Here is a 20,823-nt window from a genome sequence, read left to right as displayed (position 1 = left end):
GTACAATGACCGGGGAATCCGAAGGGAACCGGACATGAATGAGCCGACTGATGCGACCGCGACCGAGGCCACCGGCGCCGTAACCGGGGGCTTGCGCACCATGCTGCGGCTGGAAGGGCTGACGCTGTGTGCCGGAATGACGCTGCTTTACGCGGTCTGGGGCGGCTCATGGTGGATCTACGCTATCCTGTTCTTCGTGCCGGATATCAGCTTCGTGGCCTATCTTTCGGGGCCGAAATTCGGCGCCATGATCTATAACGCCGCGCACAGCTACATGGCGCCGATGGCACTGATGATCTCGGGATTTGGCATGGAAGCCCCGCTGCTGCTGTCGATCTCGATGATCTGGCTCGCCCATATCGGCTTCGACCGCACGCTCGGCTACGGCCTGAAATACTCTGCCGGCTTCGGGTTCACCCATCTCGGCCGAATCGGCAAAGCGGCCGCATCCGCGCCAAATTGACTTGCCGCCGATCGCTTGTTCTACGTCCACTATAGCGTTTTCGAGCGAAGTGGGCGCCGGTTCGCGTGAAGAAAACGCGTCAAACAAAAGACTAGAGCCCCGTTCCGATTCCATCGGAACGGAAAAGGCTCCAGAACAAAATCACGGGGATGAGCGATGCCGAGGAGACCGCTTTCGCGCCGCGCGCTGCTAGCCGGAATGGCTGCCGCGCCGTTCGTCCCGCCTGTCCGCGCCCAGGCCATTTGGCCGAACCGCCCGGTGTCGGTGATGGTGCCTTATCCGCCGGCCGGCGGCGCCGACACCACCGCGCGCATCCTCTACGCCACGGTCGGCAACTTGCTGGGCCAGCAATTCGTCATCGAAAATCGCGGCGGGGCCGGCGGCACCATCGGTGAAGCGCTGGTCGCGAAGGCCACGCCCGACGGCTACAGCATCCTGCACGACGCCACCGCCTATTCGGTCAACGGCGCGCTCTATGCAAACCTCCCGTTCGACTACGACAGGGATTTCGATCCGGTCGCCCTGGTGTCGCTGGTGCCGAATATCCTGGTGGTGACGCCATCGGTGCCGGTGAACAATTTGGCCGACCTCATCGCTTACGCCAAGGCGGCCCCCGGCGGCATCGACATGGCATCGTCGGGCAACGGCACGCTGCAGCATCTGTCGCTCGAGCTTTTTCGTTTCATGACCGGCGTCAAGGTCAACCATGTGCCCTATCGCGGCGGCAGCCTGGCGCTGAACGATGTGATCGCAGGCCAGGTGAAGTTTTTCTTTTCCAACGGCTCGTCGGTGGTCGGCATGATCCAGAGCGGCCAGCTCAAGGCCATCGCCCACACCGGCAAGGGCCGGCTGAAAAGCCTGCCGGATATTCCCGCGGTGTCGGAGACGCTGCCCGGCTTCGAGGCCTATGAATGGAACGGCGTGTTCGTGCCGCATGGCACGCCGCCGGCCATCATCGCCACCCTCAACGGCGCGATCAACCGGGCGATCGCTTCGCCCGAGGTCAAGGATCGCTTCGAGCAGCTCAATATCGCGAGCCGGCCAACCACGCCGGAACAATTTTTGGCGTTTGTCCACGAGCAGACCGAGCGCTGGGGCAAGGTCGTGAAGCAAGCCAACATCAAGATCGGCTAAGTCAATGGTTCAGGAACCGCCGCGCATCGCCGGGCCGGTCGCCCATCCAATCAATAATCGGCAGCATCTTGGAATGTGATGCCCTTCAGAGCCGATTGCTTGCACGCATCCCTCAGTTCCTGATCGCAGATGACCTGTGGCACCAGGTAGCGCATTCGAAAGATGTGGGCGGGCCCAACAACCTCTTCTCTAAAAATGAGACTGGCCCCGCCGAGCAGACTGTAACCTTTCCATGGCTGCCCTTGATAAGATCTCTGTTCCACCTTGACCCGAGATGATCCTTCGTCGACCGCGTCCCGAACCCGCACGACGTCACAGAGCCAGTAGACCGGTCCCTCACTCCCATCGCGATTCCGAACATTGCATTTGACGAAGACGACTCCAGCGGGATCAACTGCTTCAAGCGTCATCTTTAGTTTGTCGGATACGAGCCAATATTCATGATACTGTTCCAGGTCTCGAAGATTGCGGCCAAGAGATTTGTCGACCAGGACTTTGGGTACCTCATCGAACTTGCCGAAACCTCGTTTGCCAATTGGCGAACCAAGGACTCTCCTGCCATCCAGCAAGGCCGCCAGGTTCTGAACCTCAAAGCCGGCCTTGCCGCCGATCCTGAAGTTCTGGCTCATGAGGTAGTACTTTCGCGCCTTGGCCTTGCGCGCTCGTCTCTCGGTCGGGGGATTGCTCATATCTGGTCCCTCTCCGGAACTTCCGGGGGCGTGCTGCGCCTCAGCGAATCCGCCCCGATAGCCGCAGCACGAAGATCAGCACTTCGGCCACCGCCTTGTAGAGTTCGGCCGGAATCTCGTCGCCGATCTCGACATTCGACAAGGCGCCCGCCAGCACCTCGTTTTCCTCGATCGGGATGCCATGTTCCTTGGCGACCTCGATGATCTTGGCGCCGAGGGTGCCCTTGCCCTTGGCGACCACCCGCGGCGCGCCGGTGCGGTCATAATGCAGCGCGACCGCGAGCTGTCTTTTGGCCGGTTCGCTCATAGCGCGCGATCCAGAAAATGCCCGGCCCTCGCCGCGGCCGGCTGCGACGGCGCGCCGTCGCGGATCACAATGTCGCCCGGCTGCAGTTCGGCGCGGCTGAGCGCCTGGCTGAGCAGCGTGACGCCGGCGCGCAATTGATCGGCGGTCGCCGGCCGCTCCGCCCACATCCGCACCGATGTCTTGTCGCCGTTCAGCGACACCAGCGCGTGCACCGGGCCGGCCGGTTCGACATCCAGCGTAAACCGCGCCCGCCACGCCCGCTTGGCAGCCTCGGATTCGGTGCCGCCGCCGTCGCGCGAAATCTCGAACTGCGCCATCGCGGTGCCCTGCGGCGTCAGGAACGGAATTTCAAAATTCCAGCGCTGCGCCGCGGGATCGATCCGCCCGGTCGAGGGGTCGACCTGATCCGGCAGCGAGGCCACTTGCAGCAGCGTCTGCCGCGCGATCGCCCCGTCAGTATCGGCGAGCAGGACATGCATCGCGGTCTCGGGCGGCGAATGCGAGGCCAACGTCGCCGCCATCACCGGCTGCGCCGCCGGCAACGCGCCGTTGATCGGCGGCGGCGGCACGTTGGTGCGGGCAAAGCCTGATGCGTCGGTGTTCGGCAGCCGGGCGCCGGCCACCGCCGGAAGCAGCGACAGCATCTGGCTGTTGTCGAACATCAGCCCCGATGCACTTGCCGCGGCGAGCGGGCTGGTCAGCGGACCAGCCTGAACGGCTTCCTGCAACAAATTGAGCGCGGCGCTGCTCGCGGCGGTACGCGCCGCCGCATCGGCCGGCGTCGCAGCCGGCGCGATGATCGAGCCCGCCGCGCTGAACTCGAGAACGGCTTGGGAAATCTCCGGCGCCTCGGCTTGCAGCAGCGCGCTCGGGGTCGTGCCTCCGGACGTCGGCACCAGCGAAGGCGACGTTGTCTCCGGCTCGGCGGTGATGACGATGGACGGAGTTGCAAGGACCTGCGCTGCGCCGCCAGCGCCCTGCTCCAGCACCAGGGTCGCCGCTGTCGCGCTTGCCGGCACCGCGCCGGGTGTTGTCGTGGCCGGCTGCCCGCTTGATGGCACCAGCGTTGCCGCGGCCGTGGTGTTTTCGCTCGCCGATGTCAGCGCCGATGTCAGCACCTGGCGCAGCACGATCAGCGCCGCCTTGAGGTCAGGCGAGCCGGACGATGCCGATCCCTGGGCCAGCGAGGCCTCCAGAAACAGGCCGGAGCTCTGGAACGCCTGCTTGATGTCGGTGCCGCTCAGGCCCTGATCGAGGCTGGTGCGCTGCGCCAGCACCGCGCTCGCCGCTTGCTGTACCGACGCCGGCAGGCCTCCCGAGTTGGCGGCGACGCCGAGATTGGCAAACAGCGGCGCCAGGCTGGTCTGCTGGGTCGCCGCGGTCTCGGCCACCGCCGACACCGCGAGCGCCTGTAGCACCGTCAGTTGAGGCTGCGGCGCAGCTGCGGCCGTCGTGGTCGTGGTCGCAGCGATCGCCGATGTCAGGGTGACCGCATCGGAGGTGACATTCGACGCCACGGAACTTGCGGCCGGCTGGCTCGCCGGGACGCCGGCCTGCTGGTTGACGACCGCGAGGTTGATCGTGCCATCGGGGGCTTGCGAGACCGCAAGCTGCAAGGTCTGGCCGGCCTGCAGCGGAACCTGCGAGGCCACATCGAGCGACTGGCCGCCGATCGCGATCCGCACCTGGTCGTTGCCGAGCAGCTGCTGCACCTGGGCATTGATCACCGTTCCCGGCTGCAGCACGATATTGGACGTAACGCCCTGCGCTGCGACCAATGGGACGGTCGGATTGATCGTGATCGACATGGGCAAAGACTTCAGTTCAAGACTTCGGGATCATGCCCGGCCGAACCTATCCCGCTGTCCTGAACCTCTCGTTAACCGAGCCGATCAAACCTGCGCGGCGGCCGCCGTTAACGATTTGAGAATGTCTGCGGCAGCCTTGAAGTCGACCAGCCGGACGGCACGGCGCGCGGCGACCTCCGCATCGACGCCCCATTTTTCGCTGTTCCAGTCCTCGTCGACATGGGCGGCGGCCCAGACCTGATCGGCATCGAGTACACCGTGCTGGAGCGCCAAGGCGAGCAGCGCCGAACCGGTCAATGTCGTGATCACGTGAAGGGCGGCGATCGACCAGGGATCCACCGGCAGCGCGCCGCGGGCCGCCGCGATCGCGGATTCCGGCTGGCGGACATGCACGATGCCTTCGGCCAGGATAAAATGCGCACCCAGCGCCTCGGCCGCCCAGAACACCACCGGATCCCACAGCGCGGCTTCCCGCACCACCAGCGCCTCCGGATGACCGGCGCGGTAGAACAGCAAATCCGTGCCGAGATATTTCGCGACGTCTTCGGCCACCGCGTCGACCCGGTCGACCACGGCCTCGCCGACCGTATTGGCAAAGCGCGTCAACGGCATGGTCAGGGGATTGATGGTCTCGACCTGCGCATTCCATTCCGCTGCGATGCCGTCGGCGATGTCCCTGCTCGGCGCCAGCAATGGCCGCCCGGACGGCGTCCGCACCTGCTTGCCGTCGAGGATAATCGCAAAACCCTCCGGCGTCCCGCTGACGTCAACCTGCTTGTAAAAGCGCTTGCGCTGCGGCACCCGCGTGGTGCGCCTGACCGCCTCCTCGGGGTCGAGCCCAGATTTTCCGGCTACCTCGTCGAATAATTCACGCATGCTGATATCGCCGGTCCATCACTGATAAAATCGATCGAGAATAGGATAAGATCGCCCGCGGATAAAGCGAGCCTGCGGGGTTGAGAATTTTAGCGGCCATTCTGGGTCTATTGGCCGGCTTCGGCATCTCGACGCCGCAGGCCGGATTTCGTTCGCCGGAATCGGTGGTGCGGAATCTCTACGCTTATTACGGCGACTGCTCGTCCGCACTCTCGAGCGGGCTGCCGCGCGACGGCGACACCGCGCGCCAGTTCTTCGATCCAGGCCTGCGCGAGACGTGGCTTTCGTTGAAGCGGCAGCCTTACGATTTCTTCGTGCAGAGCCCGACCTGGAAGCTCGGCGGCATCTCGATCTCGATCCTGCGCCGGCAATTCGACAAGACCTATGTCGCGGCTTCCTTCGACAACAATGGCCGCGCGGTGACGCTGAATTTCATTGTGGTCGATGGCCCCGATGGCTGGGTCATCAGCGATGTCGAAAGCCCGCATGATTCACTGCGGATGTTCCTGGCGCAGTACGGGAGATAGGTTCGCGCTTCACTCTTCCGGCGCATTCTCGATCGGATCGAAGCGATCGGCTTCGAGACCCAGCAGATTCCACGATTGCAGCATGTGCGGTGGCAGCGGCGCGGTGGCGTCGATCACCCCGCCGCGCGGGTGCGGGATCACGATCCGACGCGCCAACAGATGCAGCCGCTTTTGCAGGCCGCCCGGCAATTGCCAATTTTCCTTGTTGAAATATTTGGGATCGCCGACGATGGCGTGATCGATATGCGCCATATGCGCGCGCAATTGATGGGTCCGGCCGGTGACCGGTTTCAGCGACACCCAGGCCAGCTTCTGCGCCGAGGTTTCAACCACCGCGTAATAGGTCACCGCGTGGCTGGCGCCCTCGTCGCCATGGGCCGCGATCCGCATGATGGTATCGTCCTCGCCCTCTTCCTTGGCAAGATAAGTCGAGATGCGGCCCTGCTTCGGCTTCGGCACGCCGGCGACCAGCGCCCAGTAGATCTTGCGGGCCGAGCGATGGCGGAACGAACCGGTCAGCGCGGTGGCTGCGAAACGCGTTTTCGCAATCAACAGACAGCCCGAGGTCTCCTTGTCGAGCCGATGCACCAGCCGCGGCTTCTGGCCCTTCGCGTCGCGCATCACTTCCAGCATGTCGTCGACATTGCGGGTGACGCCGGAGCCGCCCTGCACCGCAAGCCCGGCCGGCTTGTTCAGCACCATGACGTCGGCATCCTCGAACAGGATCATGTCCTTGAGCGTCTGCAGCGTCTTGTTCTCGGCCTCCGACAGATGGCCCGCGACCTTGGGCGTATCCAGCTTCAGCGGCGGGATGCGGATGCTCTGGCCCTCTTCGATCCGGTCCTTGCTATCGGCGCGCTTACCGTTGACGCGCAACTCGCCCTTACGGACGATGCGCTGGATGTGGGAGAACGACAGGCCGGGGAAGCGCGCTTCCAGGAAGCGATCGACCCGCATGTTGTTCTCGTCCGCGGTCACCACGAAGGTCTGCACCTTGGTCGGCAACGGCGGCAGCTCGGCAACGACCTTCTCCGGCTCGGGAACAAAAGGCACAGGCTTCGGCGCGCGCGGCGCCGAGGCCGCAAAACGCGGCGCCGGCTTGCCACCCGGACGAGGCGACTTCGACGGTGGGCGCTCGGCCTGCGAGCCCCGGTACGGGCGCGCGCCCTTGGGGCGGTCGCCCGCTGGGCGCAGAGGTCTCTTGACGCGACGGCTCATGCTGTATGTCCAAACTTGCGCGTAGTCGAACGCGTTACACGGCGGGGTAAGGCAGCGATTTGACTTCCGACCTCGCCTTCCGCCAAGCGCAATTCGTAAAGCTGCTGCAAATTCATCCAGAATTGCGGGCTGGTGCCGAACCAATGCCCGAGGCGCAGCGCCGTATCGGCGGTGATCCCGCGCTGGCCGTGAATGATCCCCGTAATCCGGTTGACCGGCACGTCGATCTGGCGCGAAAGCTCCGCCGCGCTGATGCCAAGCTCGCGCAATTCTTCCGCAAGATGTTCGCCAGGATGAATGGGGCTACGGGTCATAACGATATAACCTCAGTGATAATCCACAATCTCTACGTCAACAGGGCCTGGTGATCCCTTGGGCCATGTAAAACAAATCCGCCATTGATCGTTGATTCGAATCGAAAACTGGCCGGCACGATCGCCCTTGAGTTCCTCGAGCCGGTTGCCAGGCAATGCCGCCAAGTCAGCCAGGCTCGTCGCCGCCTCAAGTCGATCGAGGCGCGCCTCCGCTTGCCTCGCAAAGCCGGAGAACTCCTTGACATGTTGGCCGGGCGCAAACCTTTCAGTGCGTCTGTTTCTGTAGCCAACGATCATGATCGAGAATGATAGCTCGATTTACGACTTACGTAAACAGTAAATGACCCGCTTGAGCTACTGATAAGACCCGGATCTCTACTTCACCACCCGCTCCTTGCGCAGCTTCGCCCAATAGTCCAGCCGCCGACGAATCTCGCGCTCGAAGCCGCGGTCGGGCGGATCATAGAAGGTCTGGCGGCCCAGCGCTTCCGGAAAATAGTCCTGCCCGGAAAATGCTTCCGGCGTGTCGTGGTCGTATTGGTAGCCCGCGCCATAGCCTTCCGACTTCATCAGGTTGGTCGGCGAGTTCAGGACGTGTTTAGGCGGCAGCAGCGAACCGCCCTCTTTGGCCGCGCGCATCGCCGCGCCAAACGCCTTATAGGCGGCGTTGGATTTCGGCGCGGTGGCGAGGTAAATCACCGCTTGCGCGATCGCCAGTTCGCCTTCGGGAGAGCCAAGGAAATCATAGGCCTCCTTGGCCGCGTTGCAGATCACCAGGGCCTGCGGATCGGCCAGACCAATATCCTCGACCGCCATGCGAACCACGCGGCGCGCCAGGAACAGCGGATCCTCGCCGGCGTCCATCATCCGCGCTAGATAATACAAAGCGGCGTCGGGATCGGAGCCGCGCACCGATTTATGCAGCGCCGAAATCAGGTTGTAGTGACCGTCCGCCGATTTGTCGTAGATCGGCGCACGGCGCTGCAGGATGTCCTGCAATTGCTTGGCATCGAATGTTTCGCTTTCGCGCGCCGAGCGCCAGACCTCTTCGGCCAATGTCAGCGCGGCGCGGCCGTCGCCGTCAGCCATCCGCACCAGCACGGCGCGAGCCTCGGCATCGAGCGGCAGCTTTTTGCCCTCGATCGCTTCGGCATGAACGAACAGTTTTTCCACCGCGACCGGATCGAGCGAATGAAACACCAGCACCCGCGCCCGCGATAACAGAGCGGCGTTGAGTTCGAACGAGGGATTTTCTGTGGTGGCGCCGACCAGCACCACGGTGCCGTCTTCCATCACGGGCAGAAACGAATCCTGCTGGGCGCGATTGAAGCGATGCACCTCGTCGACGAACAGCAGCGTGCCCTTGCCGGTTTCGCGCCGCGCGCGGGCGGCGTCGAACGCCTTCTTCAGGTCGGCGACGCCGGAAAATACCGCGGAGAGCTGCTCGAAATGCAGTTCGGTGGCGTCCGCCAACAGCCGCGCCACCGTGGTCTTGCCGGTGCCCGGCGGTCCCCAGAATACCAGCGAGCCCAGCGTCCGCGTCGCCAGCATCCGGGTCAGCGCACCGTCCGGGCCGAGGATGTGATCTTGCCCTACGACCTCCGACAGGATGCGCGGGCGTAGCCTGTCCGGAAGCGGATGCGGCGCGTCCCGCTCCATTCCTGCCGCTGCGAACAGCGTTGCGGTTTCGCGTGGGCGCTTCGGGCTCATCCGCCGAGCGTGACGTTGATCTGCTGGCCGCCACGCACCAGCGTGATGCGCCAGAGCCGCGAAGATGCTTGCGCGACCTTGTCGAGGTCGCTGGTCTTGGCGATCTTCTGGTTGTTGACGGCCACGATGATATCGCCCTTCTGGAATCCGACACTGGCGGCGGTGCCGTCATCGGCGAGATCGGTCACCACGACGCCTTGGGTGTCGGCATCGAGATGGAGTTCATCCGCCACCGCCGGCGAGATGTTGGCGACCTTGGCGCCCTGGAACGGCGAACGCGACGTGATGACGATTTCGCCGCGGTTGGTATCAGGTGCGGTCTCGAGCACGATCGTAAGCTTCAGCGACTTGCCGGCGCGCTGCACGTCGATCTGCGCCGTTCCGCCGATCGGCCGGGTCGCAAAACGATAATCGAACGCGTTGGGATCCTCGATGGTCTGCCCATCAATCCCGACGATGAGATCGGACAGCTTCAAACCGGCCCTCGCCGCCGGACTGTCGGCCACGACGCTCGCCACTAGCGCGCCGTTGGGAAGCTTGAGGCCCAATGTCTCGGCGATCTCCGGCGTCACCGCCTGCAATCGCGCACCCAGCCACGGCCGCTTGACCGCCTTGCCGCCGCTCTTGGCGGAGGCGACCACGACGCGCACCATGTTGGCAGGGATGGCAAAGCCGATGCCCTGCGAACCGCCGGAGCGCGAGAAGATCGCGGTGTTGATGCCGGCGAGCTTGCCGGTCATGTCGACCAGCGCGCCGCCGGAATTGCCGGGGTTGATCGCGGCATCGGTCTGGATGAAGAACTGGTAGTCGGTGATTCCGACTTGGGTGCGCGCTAGCGCGGAAATGATGCCGTGGGTCACGGTCTGGCCGACACCAAAGGGATTGCCGATCGCGAGCACGACATCGCCCACCATCAGCTCGTCGGAATTGGCGAAATCCAGCGTTGGGAATTTCTCGTGAGTGTCTTTCAGGCGCAATACCGCCAGATCGCTTCGTGTATCCTTCAGCACGATCTCGGCCTCGAATTCGCGCTTGTCCGACAGCGACACCTTGACCTGATCGGCGCCCTCGATGACGTGGACGTTGGTGACGACGAGACCGGACGGATCGACCATCACGCCCGACCCCAGCGAACGCTGCATCTGCTCGGGCTGGTCGCCAGGAACGCCGAAGAAGCGGCGGAAGATCGGGTCCTCGAGCAGCGGATTGCGGTTCTGCACCACCTTGGTGGCGAAGACGTTGACCACCGCGGGCTGTACCCGCTGCACAATGGGTGCGTAGGACAGCCTGAGCTCAGCCGGTGAGGCCGGCGGCCGGCGGTCCTGGGCGAGTGCCTTTCCGGCGCCGGTGACCGAGATGATAGCAAGGACGGCGATTGCCGCCGCAGCACGGAAATATCGGAACATTGAGCCCTCTCAAAGACATGGCCGGATTATAGGCTGTTCGGCGCCGCAATAGAAGGGTTCGCCCTCGCCTTTCCAGAGGCGTTTGCCGCATCAAACGGCGCGATCTTGCCCAGCCGGCGAACCGGCCGATTTCCGGTCATGCCCGGCCGGCATCACGGACCATGTCTGGCCGGCATCAGATGACGATCATCATATTGTTGCCGCTAAGTCACACTCGCCGCCAACCTGTCCAAGGATAATAGCTAATCGCCCAATAGTCGTAGATCATCCCGGCGTTTCCAAATGTTTCAATCGTCAATGGCGCGGGCCATTCGATCGAAAGACGGTCTCCCTGCGGGGCAAAGTGCGTGGGGGATCGCGTGCAGCTCAACAAGTGGGGTCGATCATGTCTAGAGCAAAGTGGATGGTGGCTACGGCGATTTGTTTAGTTGGCATCGCAATAACATCACGCGCCGAGGCGCAGTCAGCCGGCGGACCGGATGCCGAAATCGCGCTGTTGAAACAGCAACTTAAATTGATGGAGCAGAAGCTCGACAAGTTGCAGGCGCAAACCACGGCAAACACGACCGCCGCGGCGAACGCCAACGCGAAGGTCGACGCCAAAGCAAAAGCCGACGTCAGGACGGTCGACCTCGCCAGCGCCAACGCGGCCTATCCTGTCAAGGGTCCGGTCGCGACGTCCGGGGTCGTCGTGACGATGCCGAACAACCGGCCGACCATCTGCACCGCAGACAATCAAAGCTGCATTGCCATCACCAGCCGTATTCATTTCGATGTCGGCGGCTACGACTACCACCCCAACAGCTCGGCGACCTCACCGCAGAAGCTCGACGATGGCGAAAACCTGCGTCGCGCGCGGATCGGCGTGCTCGGCAAATTCTTCGGCGACTGGAACTACGCCCTGATCTACGATTTCGGCGGCTCCTCGGACGGTTTTGCAAGTACCGCAAGCACTGGTGCGGCCCCGGGCGTCGGCGGCACCAGCGTCGGCTTCCTTCCCGGCGGCGCCGTCTCCGGAGTTGAGAACGCCTATCTGAGCTACACCGGCTTCAAACCCTTCGGCGGCAAGCTCGCGATCGAAGGCGGTATCATGGACCTGCCCTACACGCTCGATGAAGCCTCCAGTTCGAACGAGATACCGTTCATGGAGCGCGCGTCGTCCGGCATCATCGCGCAAAACATCGCGGCCGGCGACTTCCGCTCCACCGCCGGCGCACGCTGGTACGATGACAGGTTCTGGGCCGGCGCCTATGTGACGGGACCGGCCACCGGCGCCATCCACTCCGCCTCAAGCCTCAATCCCAATGGTACAACGGAGCAAGTCGGCGCATTCGCCCGCGCCGCCGGACAGCTCGTTAGCGGCAACGGCTACTCGTTCCATCTCGGCGGTGAAGGCGAGTGGCTGATCAAGGCGCCGCGTGACGAGATCACCGGCACGCAAACACTGACGCTGAGCGATCGTCCGGAATTGCGCATCGATCCGACCTCGCTGATTTCGACCGGCGCGCTCGCGGGCGTGTCCGGTGCGCAGGTCTATAGCGGCGAAGTGGCGGGAACCTATGGCCCGTTGTTCGCTCAGGGCGAATACTTCTGGTACAATGTCGATCGCGGCAACAACATCGTTCCGTTGTCGAGCGTGAAATTCGACGGCGGCTATGCGGAGGTGGCCTATGCGCTGACTGGCGAAACCCGCAAGTACAACCCGGCCGCCGCGTCGTATGGCGGCATCGTGCCGGCCAATCCGTTGTCGCTGACGGAAAATGGCTGGGGCGCGTGGGAAATCGCAGGTCGAGTCAGCACGATGAACCTCAACGATCAGCTCGCCACCGCGAACGGCGTCGCTGGCGGGCGGCAGACCGTCTACACGGCGGCGCTGAACTGGTACGTCAACGGCAACGTCCGCTTCATGTTCGACTATCTGCATGGCGATGTCGCCAAGCAGATCAGCGCGACCAATGCGGGCGATGCCGGCTCGAAGTTCAACGCGTTCGCGATGCGGACGCAAGTTGCGTTCTGAAGTGGCGTTCTGCTCAACCGGATTGACGTGTTGAGCGATTGACCCAAACAGACGGGAGCAGCCTCGGCTGCTCCCAGTCGTCAAATGACGTAAGATGCCGCCATTTTTCCGGCACTCGACACCTCATGGAACCGGAAGCTGTCGAGAATCATGTTGGCGGGCCAGTCATCCTTCGGCGCTGCCGGCGGGCTCTGGTACTGCGCAGTAGGCCTTCTTTGAATGGCCGGCGGCATACCCCGGTTCAGGCTATGGGTTCTGAGATACGCGTGATGGCTGGTTTTGTAGGCTGGCGTATGAGCGCTTGCTTGGGTCGCGAAAGTCGATACGAGCAGCAGCGCCGTCAGAAGATGTGTAATCTTCATTGTTCGCTTCCTTGATTAGGCCTCCATTGGCGGAGGCGCTTGTCTCAAAAAGGAAGACTGAGATCCGCGCCTGGATATTCCCGATCACGCAAAATGTGTGGCGGCGTGGCAAGTTGTCGCGATCCAAGTTGTCGCGATCCAAGGTTCTCGCGATCTCTGTCGCGAGCTGATCCAAGCCAATAGCAGCGGATCGGGATTGAGGGTTCGCTATCGCGGTTGCGCCGGCGCCAGCAGATGTTTCACGGCAGCGATCAGCGCGGGCTGCGGCAAAGCCTGCGGAACAGCGCACATCAGGCCGCGCGATGCGGCGCTGTGATGATTTCCGGCTCCGGCGCGCACGATAAATTGGCCCGATGGCTTTCGCCCCAGGCGCGCAGCGTATCGATCACCGGGCGCAGGCTTTCGCCGATCTCGGACAGCCGGTATTCGACCCGCGGCGGCACCTCGGCATAGACCTTGCGGATGACCAGATCGTCGTCCTCCAGCGCGCGAAGCTGCTTTGTCAGCATGCGCTGGGTGATGCCGGGCATCCGCTTGCGCAATTCACCGAACCGCTGCGTCCCGCCTTGCAGGTGGAACAGGATGACGCCTTTCCACTTGCCATCGATCAGATCGAGCGTCACTTCGACCGCGCAGCCGGGCCGATGCGCGAAATTTCGCCGTTTCATGGGGCTTTTTCCATTAGTATCCAAACAGGGACTATATCCCCAAATATACAGTACTTGCCAAATACGCGCCAGCGCGACAGTTAGGCGGAGAACGTTCTCAGAGCTGGAGACCATGAACATGAAAGCCGTCGGTTACAAAAAATCGCTTCCTCTCGACGCCGCCGAAGCGCTGATCGATTTCGAGGCCCCGAAACCGGAGCCGAAAGGCCGCGACATCCGCGTCGCGGTGAAAGCGATCTCGGCCAACCCGGTCGATTACAAGGTGCGCAAGCGCGCCGCCCCGCCGGAAGGCGAAACCAAGATCCTCGGCTATGACGCTGCCGGGATCGTCGATGCGGTCGGCCCCGACGTGAGCTTGTTCAAGGTGGGCGACGAGGTTTTCTATGCCGGCTCGATCCAGCGTCAGGGCACCAATTCGGAATTTCACCTGGTCGACGAGCGCATCGTCGGCCGCAAGCCGAAAAGCCTGACCTTCGCGCAGGCCGCGGCATTGCCGCTGACCTCGATCACCGCCTGGGAATTGCTGTTCGACCGGCTCGGCGCCGTGCCGGGCAAGAGTGTCGATCCGCGCACGCTACTGATCACCGGTGGCGCCGGCGGGGTCGGCTCGATCCTGATCCAGCTCGCCCGCCGCCTCACCGGCCTGACCGTGGTCGCCACCGCGACCCGGCCGGAATCGCAACAATGGTGCCTCGATCTCGGCGCCCATGCGGTGATCGATCACAACAAGCCCATCAAAGAGCAGATCGAGAAATTGAAAGTACCGCCGGTGGCGCTGGTCGCGAGTCTCACGTTTACCGAGCAGCACTACAAGGCGATTGCCGATGTGATGGCGCCGCAAGGAAAATTCGGCCTGATCGACGATCCCGCGGAATTCAATGTCAGCGTCTTCAAGGGCAAGGCGATCTCGGTTCACTGGGAATCGATGTTCACCCGCTCCTCGTTCCAGACACCCGACATGATCGGCCAGCACAACCTTCTGAACGATGTCGCCGACCTCATCGACAAGGGCGTGCTGCGCACCACGCTCGACCAGACGTTCGGGACGATCAACGCCGCCAATCTCAAGCGCGCGCATGCGCTGTTGGAAAGCGGCCAATCGCGCGGCAAGATCGTGCTGGAGGGGTGGTAGAGGTTAAGACGCGTACAGCGGCGCCATGGTTCGAGACGCGCGCAAGGGCGCGCTTCTCGAAGGATGTGCCGGAGCCGTAGGCCGCATGAGCGTAGCGATATGCGGGAAACGCCGAATCCCCGGATATCGCTTCGCTCATCCGGGCTACCCGCTCCACGCCTCACGCGATGGTCTGGACGATGCCGCCTTCGACGCGCAGGGCTGCGCCATTGGTGGCGGAGGCTTCTTTCGAGGCGACGTAGACCACCATGTTGGCGACCTCCTCGACGCTGGCAAAGCGTTGCAGCAACGAGGTCGGGCGGAACGTCTTCACGAAGTTCGACGCGGCCTCCTCGACCGACAGGCCGTTGGCCTTGGCCAGATCCTTGACAAAAACCTCGACGCCCTCCGACATCGTCGGCCCCGGCAATACCGAATTGACGGTGACGGCGGTGCCGCGGGTCATCTCGGCAAGGCCGCGCGACACCGCGAGCTGCGCGGTCTTGGTGGTGCCGTAGTGGATCATCTCCGTCGGGATGTTCAGTGCGGATTCCGAGGAGATAAAAACGATACGGCCCCAGTTGCGCTTCAGCATGTCAGGCAAATAGGCCCGCGACAGCCGCACGCCGGACATCACATTGGTTTCGAAGAAGCGGCTCCAGTCCTCGTCGGGAATATCCGCGAACGGCTTCGGCTCGAAGATTCCGGCATTGTTGATCAGGATGTCGGCCTGCGGCAGTGCCGCGATCAGCGCCTCGCATCCGGCAGCGGTCGAAACGTCGGCGGCGACACCGCGGACTTTCGCATTCGCCACCGCCCTGACGATCGAGACCACGGCTGCATCGACCTTGGCCTTGGTTCGACCGTTGATCACGACGTCAGCGCCGGCCGCCGCCAGCCCTCTGGCGATGGCGTGGCCGATGCCGGCGGTCGAGCCCGTCACCAGCGCCGTCTTGCCCGAAAGATCGATTTTCATGTTGAGTTCTCCAACGTTGCTACGCTGGATATCGGGTGCGGACCGGGCAACCGCAATCGGCCCTCACCGCCGAGTGATGCCTAACAAAAAAACGGCGCCCGGAGGCGCCGCTTTCGAAACCTGATGTGACGAAAGTTACGCTGCTTCCGCGGGCTTGTCCTGCACCGGGCCGGAATCCTTGCCCTTGGCATCGACGTCACGGTCGACGAACTCGATCACCGCCATCGGCGCGTTGTCGCCGTAGCGGAAGCCCGCCTTGATAATGCGGGTGTAGCCGCCCTGGCGATCCGCGTAGCGGGGGGCGAGAACGCCGAACAGTTTCTTGACCTGGTCGAGGTCGCGCATTTCGCTGATCGCCTGGCGGCGCATCGAAAGACCGCCCTTCTTGCCGAGCGTCACCAGCTTCTCCACGATCGGGCGCAATTCCTTGGCCTTCGGCAGCGTGGTGACGATCTGCTCGTGCTTGATCAGCGCCGCGCACATGTTGGCGAACATCGCGCGGCGATGCTCGGCGGTGCGGTTGAGTTTGCGATGAACCTTGCCGTGACGCATTGGTCTATTCCTTGAATTGAAGTTGGTCGCGACGGTTCGTCGGACATGTTCTCAGGTGGGCTGCCTGCGTTCGCCCAAGATGGCCAGTAGCGAATGGTGAATAGCGAGTGGTTTTCCATTCGCTATTCGCTACTCCCTATTCGCTCAGTAATGATCCTCGAAGCGCTTGGCCAGTTCGTCGATATTCTCCGGCGGCCAGCCCGGCACTTCCATGCCGAGATGCAGACCCATCTGGGCCAGCACTTCCTTGATCTCGTTCAGCGACTTGCGGCCGAAGTTCGGGGTACGGAGCATTTCCGCTTCCGACTTCTGCACGAGGTCGCCGATATAGACGATGTTGTCGTTCTTCAAGCAGTTTGCCGAACGCACCGACAATTCGAGCTCGTCGACCTTCTTGAGGAACGCCGGGTTGAAGGCGAGATCGGGGATGATCTCCTGCGCCACTTCCTTGCGCGGCTCTTCGAAATTGACGAACACGTTGAGCTGATCCTGCAAGATGCGCGCGGCATAGGCCACCGCGTCATCCGGCGAGATCGCGCCGTTGGTTTCGATCGTCATCGTCAGCTTGTCGTAATCGAGGATCTGGCCCTCGCGGGTGTTCTCGACCTTGTACGAGACCTTGCGCACCGGGGAGAACAGGCTGTCGACCGGGATCAGGCCGATCGGCGCGTCCTCGGGACGGTTGCGCTCGGCGGCGACATAGCCCTTGCCGGAAGCCACGGTGAATTCCATGCGGATTTCGGCGCCCTCGTCGAGGGTGCAGATCGGAAGGTCAGGATTGAGCACCACGACATCGCCGACGGTCTGGATGTCGCCGGCCGTGACGGTGCCCGGGCCCTGCTTCTTCACGACCATGCGCTTGGGGCCTTCGCCCTGCATCTTGATCGCGATGTCCTTGATGTTCAGCACGATGTCGGTGACGTCCTCGCGAACGCCCGCGATCGAGGAGAACTCGTGCAGCACGCCGTCGATATGCACCGACTGCACCGCGGCGCCCTGCAACGAGGACAACAGGATGCGGCGCAGCGCGTTGCCGAGGGTCTGGCCGAAACCGCGCTCGAGCGGCTCAGCGATCAAGGTCGCGAAACGGTTCGCGTCGGTGCCCGGAGTAACCTGGAGCTTGTTCGGCCGAATAAGTTCTTGCCAATTTTTCTGGATCGTCACTGTTTGCACCCATGCGGCCAGCTATCAAGACGACTGGCGTTGGAGATCGCGGATCAGTCCGCGGCTAACAAAATATAAAACCATCGCAGGCAGACGTGCCGCCCGCGGCCTTGAATCAAACGCGCCGGCGCTTGCGCGGACGGCAACCATTGTGCGGGATCGTGGTCACGTCGCGAATCGATGTGACGGTGAAGCCCGCGGCCTGCAGCGCACGAAGCGCCGATTCACGGCCCGAACCCGGACCTGCAACTTCGACCTCCAGCGTGCGCATGCCGTGTTCCTGCGCCTTCTTGGAGACGTCTTCCGCCGCGACCTGCGCGGCATAAGGGGTCGACTTGCGCGAACCCTTGAAGCCCATCGTGCCCGCTGACGACCAGGCAATGGTGTTGCCCTGCGCGTCGGTGATGGTGATGGTGGTGTTGTTGAACGACGAATTTACGTGCGCGATTCCCGAAGCGATGTTCTTGCGTTCACGACGGCGTACGCGGGTGGCATCCTTGCCCATTGCAAAACCTTTCTTGCGATATCAAACGCCGCCGTAGTGCCAGCGGCTACACCTAAAACGCCAATGGTGAGTAGCGAATGGAACCATTCGCTACTCCCCGTCAGCGATTCGCTAAATTTACTTCTTCTTGCCGGCGATCGACTTGGCCGGACCCTTGCGCGTGCGCGCATTGGTGTGGGTGCGCTGACCGCGCACCGGCAATCCGCGACGATGGCGCAGGCCGCGATAGCAGCCGAGGTCCATTAGACGCTTGATGTTCATGCCGGTCTCGCGCCGCAGATCGCCCTCGACGAGATAGTCGCGATCGATCACTTCACGGATCTGCAGGACCTCCTGGTCGCTGAGCTGCGACACACGGCGGTCTTCGGGAATCTTCACCTTCTCGATGATTTCGGCCGCGTTCTTCTGGCCGATGCCATGGATGTACTGAAGCGCGATCAGGACGCGCTTGTTGGTCGGGATATTCACGCCGGCGATACGGGCCACGGAGTTCTCTCCTGTTGCCGATCCCGTATGGACCGGCTGATTTGTAAGTTATTTCGGGCAAGTGTCCGCAAACGCGAACACGACGCCCTTCCCCTCGGGTTACTTGGGGCCCGGCATCGTCAGGATTTATCCGACTTGGATGGGGCTTATTAAAGGATTCAACTTGGTTTCGTCAACCGTTCCTATGCTTTAGCTCGCTTTTTCGTGACCTTTTTGGCGACTTTTGTACCCTTGGCAGCTGCCCTGCCCTTGGAACCCTTGGTGGCCTGCCTGGTAGCCTTCTTGGCGGCCTTTGGGGTCGCCTTGGCAGAGGTCTTTTTGGACCCCTTCTTGGGTCCTTTGGACGCCGTCTTGGCAGCTACGGTGGCCTTTTTGGCCACTTTGGCGCCCTTCTTGGCCGGCTTGCCGGCCGCCGCGGACACCTTGCCGGAAGCCTTCTTGGCGGTATTTTTGGCGGTCTTTTTCGCCGCCTTGGCCTCGTCGACCGCCCCGATCGCGCCGAGAATCCGGTTGATCTCCCGGGTGACGTGCTCGATCGTCATCATGCCGTCGACCGTCAAAAGCTTGCGCCGTTCGGAGTAATAGTGAATCAGCGGCTCGGTCAGCGCGCGGTAGCTCGCCAGCCGCTTCGACAGCACTTCGGGCGTGTCGTCGATTCGCACGTCCTCGCCCCGCGCCCGCATCTCGGCCACCCGCGTCTCGACCCGGCTGAGCAGCGCGCTTTCGTTGACGCGCAATTCGACCACGGCGTCGAGCTTGATGTGCTTTTTCTTGAGTAGTTCGTCGAGCGCCTCGGCCTGCGGCACGGTGCGCGGAAAACCGTCGAGAATAAAACCGTTCTTCATGTCCGGCTGATCGAGACGGTCGGAAATAATCCCGACCACGATTTCATCCGGCACCAGCGAGCCGTTCGCCATGATGTCCTTGGCCTGAAGGCCGATCGGGGTCTCGGCGGCGACCGCCGCGCGCAGCATTTCGCCGGTCGAAAGCTGCACGATGGCGTATTTCTGCACCAGCCGTTGAGCCTGTGTCCCCTTGCCGGCGCCCGGTGGCCCCAGAAGAATCAGTCGCATCTCGTCTCGCCCCCCGGCTCGGTGGGCGACTCAACCGCACACCCTTGTTTTTGGCATCCTATACCAGCGCGCCGCGCAACGTCAGCGGCGACGGCCCCGCAATTTCGACTTCCTGATCAGCCCCTCGTATTGGTGGGCGAGCAGATAACCCTGAACCTGGGCGACGGTATCCATCGTCACGCTGACCACGATCAACAGCGATGTTCCGCCAAAGTAGAACGGCACCGAGGCATAGGAAATCAGGATTTCCGGAATCAGGCAGACGATCGCCAGATAGATCGCGCCCAGCACCGTGATGCGCGACAGCACGTAATCGATGTACTCGGCGGTGCGCTCGCCCGGCCGGATGCCCGGAATGAAGCCGCCATGCTTCTTGAGGTTGTCGGCGGTCTCGGTCGGGTTGAACACGATCGCGGTGTAGAAGAACGCGAAGAACACGATCAGCGCCAGATACATGATTAAAAACAGCGGCCGGCCGTGACCGAGCTGCGTGGTGATCCACTGGAACCATTCCGGGCCCTTGCCGGCATTGAAATTCGCCACCGTGGTCGGCAGCAGCAGCAGCGAGGACGCGAAGATCGGCGGAATCACGCCCGAGGTGTTCAGCTTGAGCGGCAGATGCGAGGACTGGCCCTCGAACATCTTGTTGCCGACCTGGCGCTTTGGATACTGGATCAAGAGCCGGCGCTGGGCCCGCTCCATGAACACGATGAAGGCGATCACCGCGATCGCCATCACGATCACGACCAGGATCAGGCCGGTCGACAGCGCGCCCTGGCGGCCGAGTTCCAGCATGTTGGCAAGCGCCGAGGGCAGTTCGGCGACGATGCCGGACAGGATGATCAGCGAGATACCGTTGCCAATGCCGCGCGAGGTGATCTGCTCGCCGAGCCACATCAGGAACATGGTGCCGCCGGTCAGCGTGATCGCGGTCGACAGCCGGAAGAACATGCCGGGATCGGAGACGACATTGCCGGCGCCTTCGAGCCCAACCGCGATGCCGTAGGACTGGAACGCGGCGAGAATGACCGTGAGGTAGCGGGTGTACTGGTTCAGCGTCTTGCGGCCGGACTCGCCTTCCTTCTTCAGCGCCTCGAGCTGCGGCGACACCGTGGTCAGAAGCTGAATGATGATCGAGGCCGAAATATACGGCATGATGTTCAGCGCGAAGATCGCCATGCGGTGGATGCCGCCGCCGGCGAACATATTGAACATGCCGAGAATGCCGCCGGCCTGGGTCTTGAACACCTGCTCCCAGATGTTGGGATCGATGCCGGGCAGCGGGATATAGGTGCCGAGCCGATAAACCAATAGCGCACCCAGTGTGAACCAGATGCGCTTCTTCAGTTCGTCGGCCTTGGCCAGAGCGCCGAAATTGAGGTTTGCCGCCAGTTGTTCCGCTGCTGAGACCATGTTTGGCTTTCTCCCGCGCCGCTTCTCGCTGACATGCCCAAAGC

At 62.8% G+C, this 20,823-nt stretch carries 23 protein-coding genes; 5 read left to right on the top strand and 18 right to left on the bottom strand.

All coding sequences use genetic code 11. From position 1 onward, the window contains the following. Positions 1-34 precede the first annotated feature (34 nt). Positions 35-463: a DUF4260 domain-containing protein gene (locus GSQ88_RS05155; RefSeq protein ID WP_159006312.1), complete on the top strand. Its 429-nt coding sequence runs from the start codon at positions 35-37 to the stop codon at positions 461-463. Between the two features lie 156 nt (positions 464-619). Beyond that, positions 620-1,597: a Bug family tripartite tricarboxylate transporter substrate binding protein gene (locus GSQ88_RS05150; RefSeq protein ID WP_159006311.1), complete on the top strand. Its 978-nt coding sequence runs from the start codon at positions 620-622 to the stop codon at positions 1,595-1,597. A gap of 50 nt (positions 1,598-1,647) precedes the next feature. Here the strand turns inward: GSQ88_RS05150 and GSQ88_RS05145 are convergent, their stop codons facing one another. From GSQ88_RS05145 to GSQ88_RS05130, 4 genes are all read right to left on the bottom strand, one after another. Then, a complete protein-coding gene (locus GSQ88_RS05145) occupies positions 1,648-2,286 on the bottom strand; it encodes an imm11 family protein (protein ID WP_210253748.1) in 639 nt (212 codons plus the stop codon). 40 nt (positions 2,287-2,326) lie between these two features. Continuing rightward, positions 2,327-2,593, bottom strand: a complete 267-nt coding sequence (locus tag GSQ88_RS05140) for an EscU/YscU/HrcU family type III secretion system export apparatus switch protein (protein WP_159006310.1) — start codon at positions 2,591-2,593, stop codon at positions 2,327-2,329. Next, positions 2,590-4,401 (bottom strand): flagellar hook-length control protein FliK, encoded by a 1,812-nt coding sequence (fliK, locus tag GSQ88_RS05135; RefSeq protein ID WP_159006309.1) that lies wholly within the window; start codon positions 4,399-4,401, stop codon positions 2,590-2,592. The genes GSQ88_RS05140 and fliK overlap by 4 nt, the downstream gene beginning before the upstream one ends. An 84-nt stretch (positions 4,402-4,485) precedes the next feature. Beyond that, positions 4,486-5,277, bottom strand: coding sequence for an ATP12 family chaperone protein (locus tag GSQ88_RS05130; RefSeq protein WP_159006308.1), 792 nt, complete (start codon positions 5,275-5,277; stop codon positions 4,486-4,488). 80 nt (positions 5,278-5,357) lie between these two features. Here GSQ88_RS05130 and GSQ88_RS05125 point away from each other — a divergent pair, with 80 nt between their 5' ends. Continuing rightward, complete coding sequence (locus GSQ88_RS05125; protein ID WP_159006307.1) at positions 5,358-5,804, top strand: hypothetical protein; 447 nt, start codon at positions 5,358-5,360, stop codon at positions 5,802-5,804. A 9-nt stretch (positions 5,805-5,813) separates the two neighbouring features. Here the strand turns inward: GSQ88_RS05125 and GSQ88_RS05120 are convergent, their stop codons facing one another. The 5 genes from GSQ88_RS05120 to GSQ88_RS05100 all read right to left on the bottom strand — a co-directional run bounded on the left by GSQ88_RS05120 (position 5,814) and on the right by GSQ88_RS05100 (position 10,452). Beyond that, entirely contained in the window at positions 5,814-7,022 is a 1,209-nt protein-coding gene (locus tag GSQ88_RS05120; RefSeq protein ID WP_159006306.1) for an RluA family pseudouridine synthase, read from the bottom strand. Beyond that, complete coding sequence (locus GSQ88_RS05115; protein ID WP_159006305.1) at positions 7,019-7,336, bottom strand: HigA family addiction module antitoxin; 318 nt, start codon at positions 7,334-7,336, stop codon at positions 7,019-7,021. Before GSQ88_RS05115 ends, GSQ88_RS05120 begins: the two co-directional genes overlap by 4 nt. A gap of 12 nt (positions 7,337-7,348) precedes the next feature. Continuing rightward, a complete protein-coding gene (locus GSQ88_RS05110; protein WP_159006304.1) occupies positions 7,349-7,633 on the bottom strand; it encodes a type II toxin-antitoxin system RelE/ParE family toxin in 285 nt (94 codons plus the stop codon). Between the two features lie 78 nt (positions 7,634-7,711). Then, entirely contained in the window at positions 7,712-9,046 is a 1,335-nt protein-coding gene (locus tag GSQ88_RS05105) for a replication-associated recombination protein A (protein WP_159006303.1), read from the bottom strand. Beyond that, positions 9,043-10,452, bottom strand: coding sequence for a DegQ family serine endoprotease (locus GSQ88_RS05100; protein ID WP_159006302.1), 1,410 nt, complete (start codon positions 10,450-10,452; stop codon positions 9,043-9,045). The genes GSQ88_RS05105 and GSQ88_RS05100 overlap by 4 nt, the downstream gene beginning before the upstream one ends. A 385-nt stretch (positions 10,453-10,837) precedes the next feature. Here GSQ88_RS05100 and GSQ88_RS05095 point away from each other — a divergent pair, with 385 nt between their 5' ends. Beyond that, positions 10,838-12,469, top strand: coding sequence for an OprO/OprP family phosphate-selective porin (locus GSQ88_RS05095; protein ID WP_159006301.1), 1,632 nt, complete (start codon positions 10,838-10,840; stop codon positions 12,467-12,469). Between the two features lie 80 nt (positions 12,470-12,549). Here GSQ88_RS05095 and GSQ88_RS05090 read toward each other — a convergent pair whose 3' ends face one another. Further along, positions 12,550-12,831, bottom strand: a complete 282-nt coding sequence (locus GSQ88_RS05090) for a hypothetical protein (RefSeq protein WP_159006300.1) — start codon at positions 12,829-12,831, stop codon at positions 12,550-12,552. A gap of 290 nt (positions 12,832-13,121) precedes the next feature. Continuing rightward, entirely contained in the window at positions 13,122-13,499 is a 378-nt protein-coding gene (locus GSQ88_RS05085) for a winged helix-turn-helix transcriptional regulator (RefSeq protein WP_159006299.1), read from the bottom strand. 118 nt (positions 13,500-13,617) lie between these two features. Between GSQ88_RS05085 and GSQ88_RS05080 the strand changes: the two genes are divergently transcribed. After that, positions 13,618-14,631, top strand: a complete 1,014-nt coding sequence (locus tag GSQ88_RS05080; RefSeq protein WP_159006389.1) for a zinc-binding alcohol dehydrogenase family protein — start codon at positions 13,618-13,620, stop codon at positions 14,629-14,631. Between the two features lie 160 nt (positions 14,632-14,791). Here GSQ88_RS05080 and GSQ88_RS05075 read toward each other — a convergent pair whose 3' ends face one another. From GSQ88_RS05075 to secY, 7 genes are all read right to left on the bottom strand, one after another. Beyond that, positions 14,792-15,586 carry an SDR family NAD(P)-dependent oxidoreductase gene (locus GSQ88_RS05075; RefSeq protein ID WP_159006298.1) on the bottom strand — a complete coding sequence of 265 codons (795 nt, stop codon included), beginning with the start codon at positions 15,584-15,586 and terminating at the stop codon, positions 14,792-14,794. Between the two features lie 135 nt (positions 15,587-15,721). Continuing rightward, a complete protein-coding gene (gene rplQ / locus GSQ88_RS05070) occupies positions 15,722-16,138 on the bottom strand; it encodes a 50S ribosomal protein L17 (RefSeq protein ID WP_159006297.1) in 417 nt (138 codons plus the stop codon). A gap of 144 nt (positions 16,139-16,282) precedes the next feature. Continuing rightward, positions 16,283-17,311, bottom strand: coding sequence for a DNA-directed RNA polymerase subunit alpha (locus GSQ88_RS05065; protein WP_174247920.1), 1,029 nt, complete (start codon positions 17,309-17,311; stop codon positions 16,283-16,285). A 106-nt stretch (positions 17,312-17,417) separates the two neighbouring features. Then, positions 17,418-17,807, bottom strand: a complete 390-nt coding sequence (rpsK, locus tag GSQ88_RS05060; protein WP_044585716.1) for a 30S ribosomal protein S11 — start codon at positions 17,805-17,807, stop codon at positions 17,418-17,420. A 117-nt stretch (positions 17,808-17,924) separates the two neighbouring features. Continuing rightward, on the bottom strand, positions 17,925-18,293 hold the full coding sequence (gene rpsM / locus GSQ88_RS05055; RefSeq protein ID WP_159006295.1) for a 30S ribosomal protein S13: 369 nt from the start codon (positions 18,291-18,293) through the stop codon (positions 17,925-17,927). A gap of 182 nt (positions 18,294-18,475) precedes the next feature. Beyond that, positions 18,476-19,366: an adenylate kinase gene (locus tag GSQ88_RS05050; RefSeq protein ID WP_159006294.1), complete on the bottom strand. Its 891-nt coding sequence runs from the start codon at positions 19,364-19,366 to the stop codon at positions 18,476-18,478. A gap of 81 nt (positions 19,367-19,447) precedes the next feature. Further along, the gene (secY, locus tag GSQ88_RS05045) at positions 19,448-20,779 is read right to left on the bottom strand and encodes a preprotein translocase subunit SecY (RefSeq protein ID WP_159006293.1); all 1,332 of its coding nucleotides are present in this window, start codon (positions 20,777-20,779) and stop codon (positions 19,448-19,450) included. Between the last annotated feature and the right edge of the window lie 44 nt (positions 20,780-20,823).

This window comes from Bradyrhizobium sp. S69, assembly GCF_009766005.1.
GTDB lineage: Bacteria > Pseudomonadota > Alphaproteobacteria > Rhizobiales > Xanthobacteraceae > Bradyrhizobium.
Note: the sequence above shows the minus strand (reverse complement) of the source record. Positions and strands in the feature narration are given on the sequence as shown.

Coding starts and splice junctions, on each gene's coding strand:
- GSQ88_RS05155 (WP_159006312.1), top strand. CDS start 35: ATGAATGAGCCGACTGATGCGACCGCGACCGAGGCCACCGGCGCCGTA.
- GSQ88_RS05150 (WP_159006311.1), top strand. CDS start 620: ATGCCGAGGAGACCGCTTTCGCGCCGCGCGCTGCTAGCCGGAATGGCT.
- GSQ88_RS05145 (WP_210253748.1), bottom strand. CDS start 2,286: ATGAGCAATCCCCCGACCGAGAGACGAGCGCGCAAGGCCAAGGCGCGA.
- GSQ88_RS05140 (WP_159006310.1), bottom strand. CDS start 2,593: ATGAGCGAACCGGCCAAAAGACAGCTCGCGGTCGCGCTGCATTATGAC.
- fliK (WP_159006309.1), bottom strand. CDS start 4,401: ATGTCGATCACGATCAATCCGACCGTCCCATTGGTCGCAGCGCAGGGC.
- GSQ88_RS05130 (WP_159006308.1), bottom strand. CDS start 5,277: ATGCGTGAATTATTCGACGAGGTAGCCGGAAAATCTGGGCTCGACCCC.
- GSQ88_RS05120 (WP_159006306.1), bottom strand. CDS start 7,022: ATGAGCCGTCGCGTCAAGAGACCTCTGCGCCCAGCGGGCGACCGCCCC.
- GSQ88_RS05115 (WP_159006305.1), bottom strand. CDS start 7,336: ATGACCCGTAGCCCCATTCATCCTGGCGAACATCTTGCGGAAGAATTG.
- GSQ88_RS05110 (WP_159006304.1), bottom strand. CDS start 7,633: ATGATCGTTGGCTACAGAAACAGACGCACTGAAAGGTTTGCGCCCGGC.
- GSQ88_RS05105 (WP_159006303.1), bottom strand. CDS start 9,046: ATGAGCCCGAAGCGCCCACGCGAAACCGCAACGCTGTTCGCAGCGGCA.
- GSQ88_RS05100 (WP_159006302.1), bottom strand. CDS start 10,452: ATGTTCCGATATTTCCGTGCTGCGGCGGCAATCGCCGTCCTTGCTATC.
- GSQ88_RS05095 (WP_159006301.1), top strand. CDS start 10,838: ATGTCTAGAGCAAAGTGGATGGTGGCTACGGCGATTTGTTTAGTTGGC.
- GSQ88_RS05090 (WP_159006300.1), bottom strand. CDS start 12,831: ATGAAGATTACACATCTTCTGACGGCGCTGCTGCTCGTATCGACTTTC.
- GSQ88_RS05085 (WP_159006299.1), bottom strand. CDS start 13,499: ATGAAACGGCGAAATTTCGCGCATCGGCCCGGCTGCGCGGTCGAAGTG.
- GSQ88_RS05080 (WP_159006389.1), top strand. CDS start 13,618: ATGAAAGCCGTCGGTTACAAAAAATCGCTTCCTCTCGACGCCGCCGAA.
- GSQ88_RS05075 (WP_159006298.1), bottom strand. CDS start 15,586: ATGAAAATCGATCTTTCGGGCAAGACGGCGCTGGTGACGGGCTCGACC.
- rplQ (WP_159006297.1), bottom strand. CDS start 16,138: ATGCGTCACGGCAAGGTTCATCGCAAACTCAACCGCACCGCCGAGCAT.
- rpsK (WP_044585716.1), bottom strand. CDS start 17,807: ATGGGCAAGGATGCCACCCGCGTACGCCGTCGTGAACGCAAGAACATC.
- GSQ88_RS05050 (WP_159006294.1), bottom strand. CDS start 19,366: ATGCGACTGATTCTTCTGGGGCCACCGGGCGCCGGCAAGGGGACACAG.
- secY (WP_159006293.1), bottom strand. CDS start 20,779: ATGGTCTCAGCAGCGGAACAACTGGCGGCAAACCTCAATTTCGGCGCT.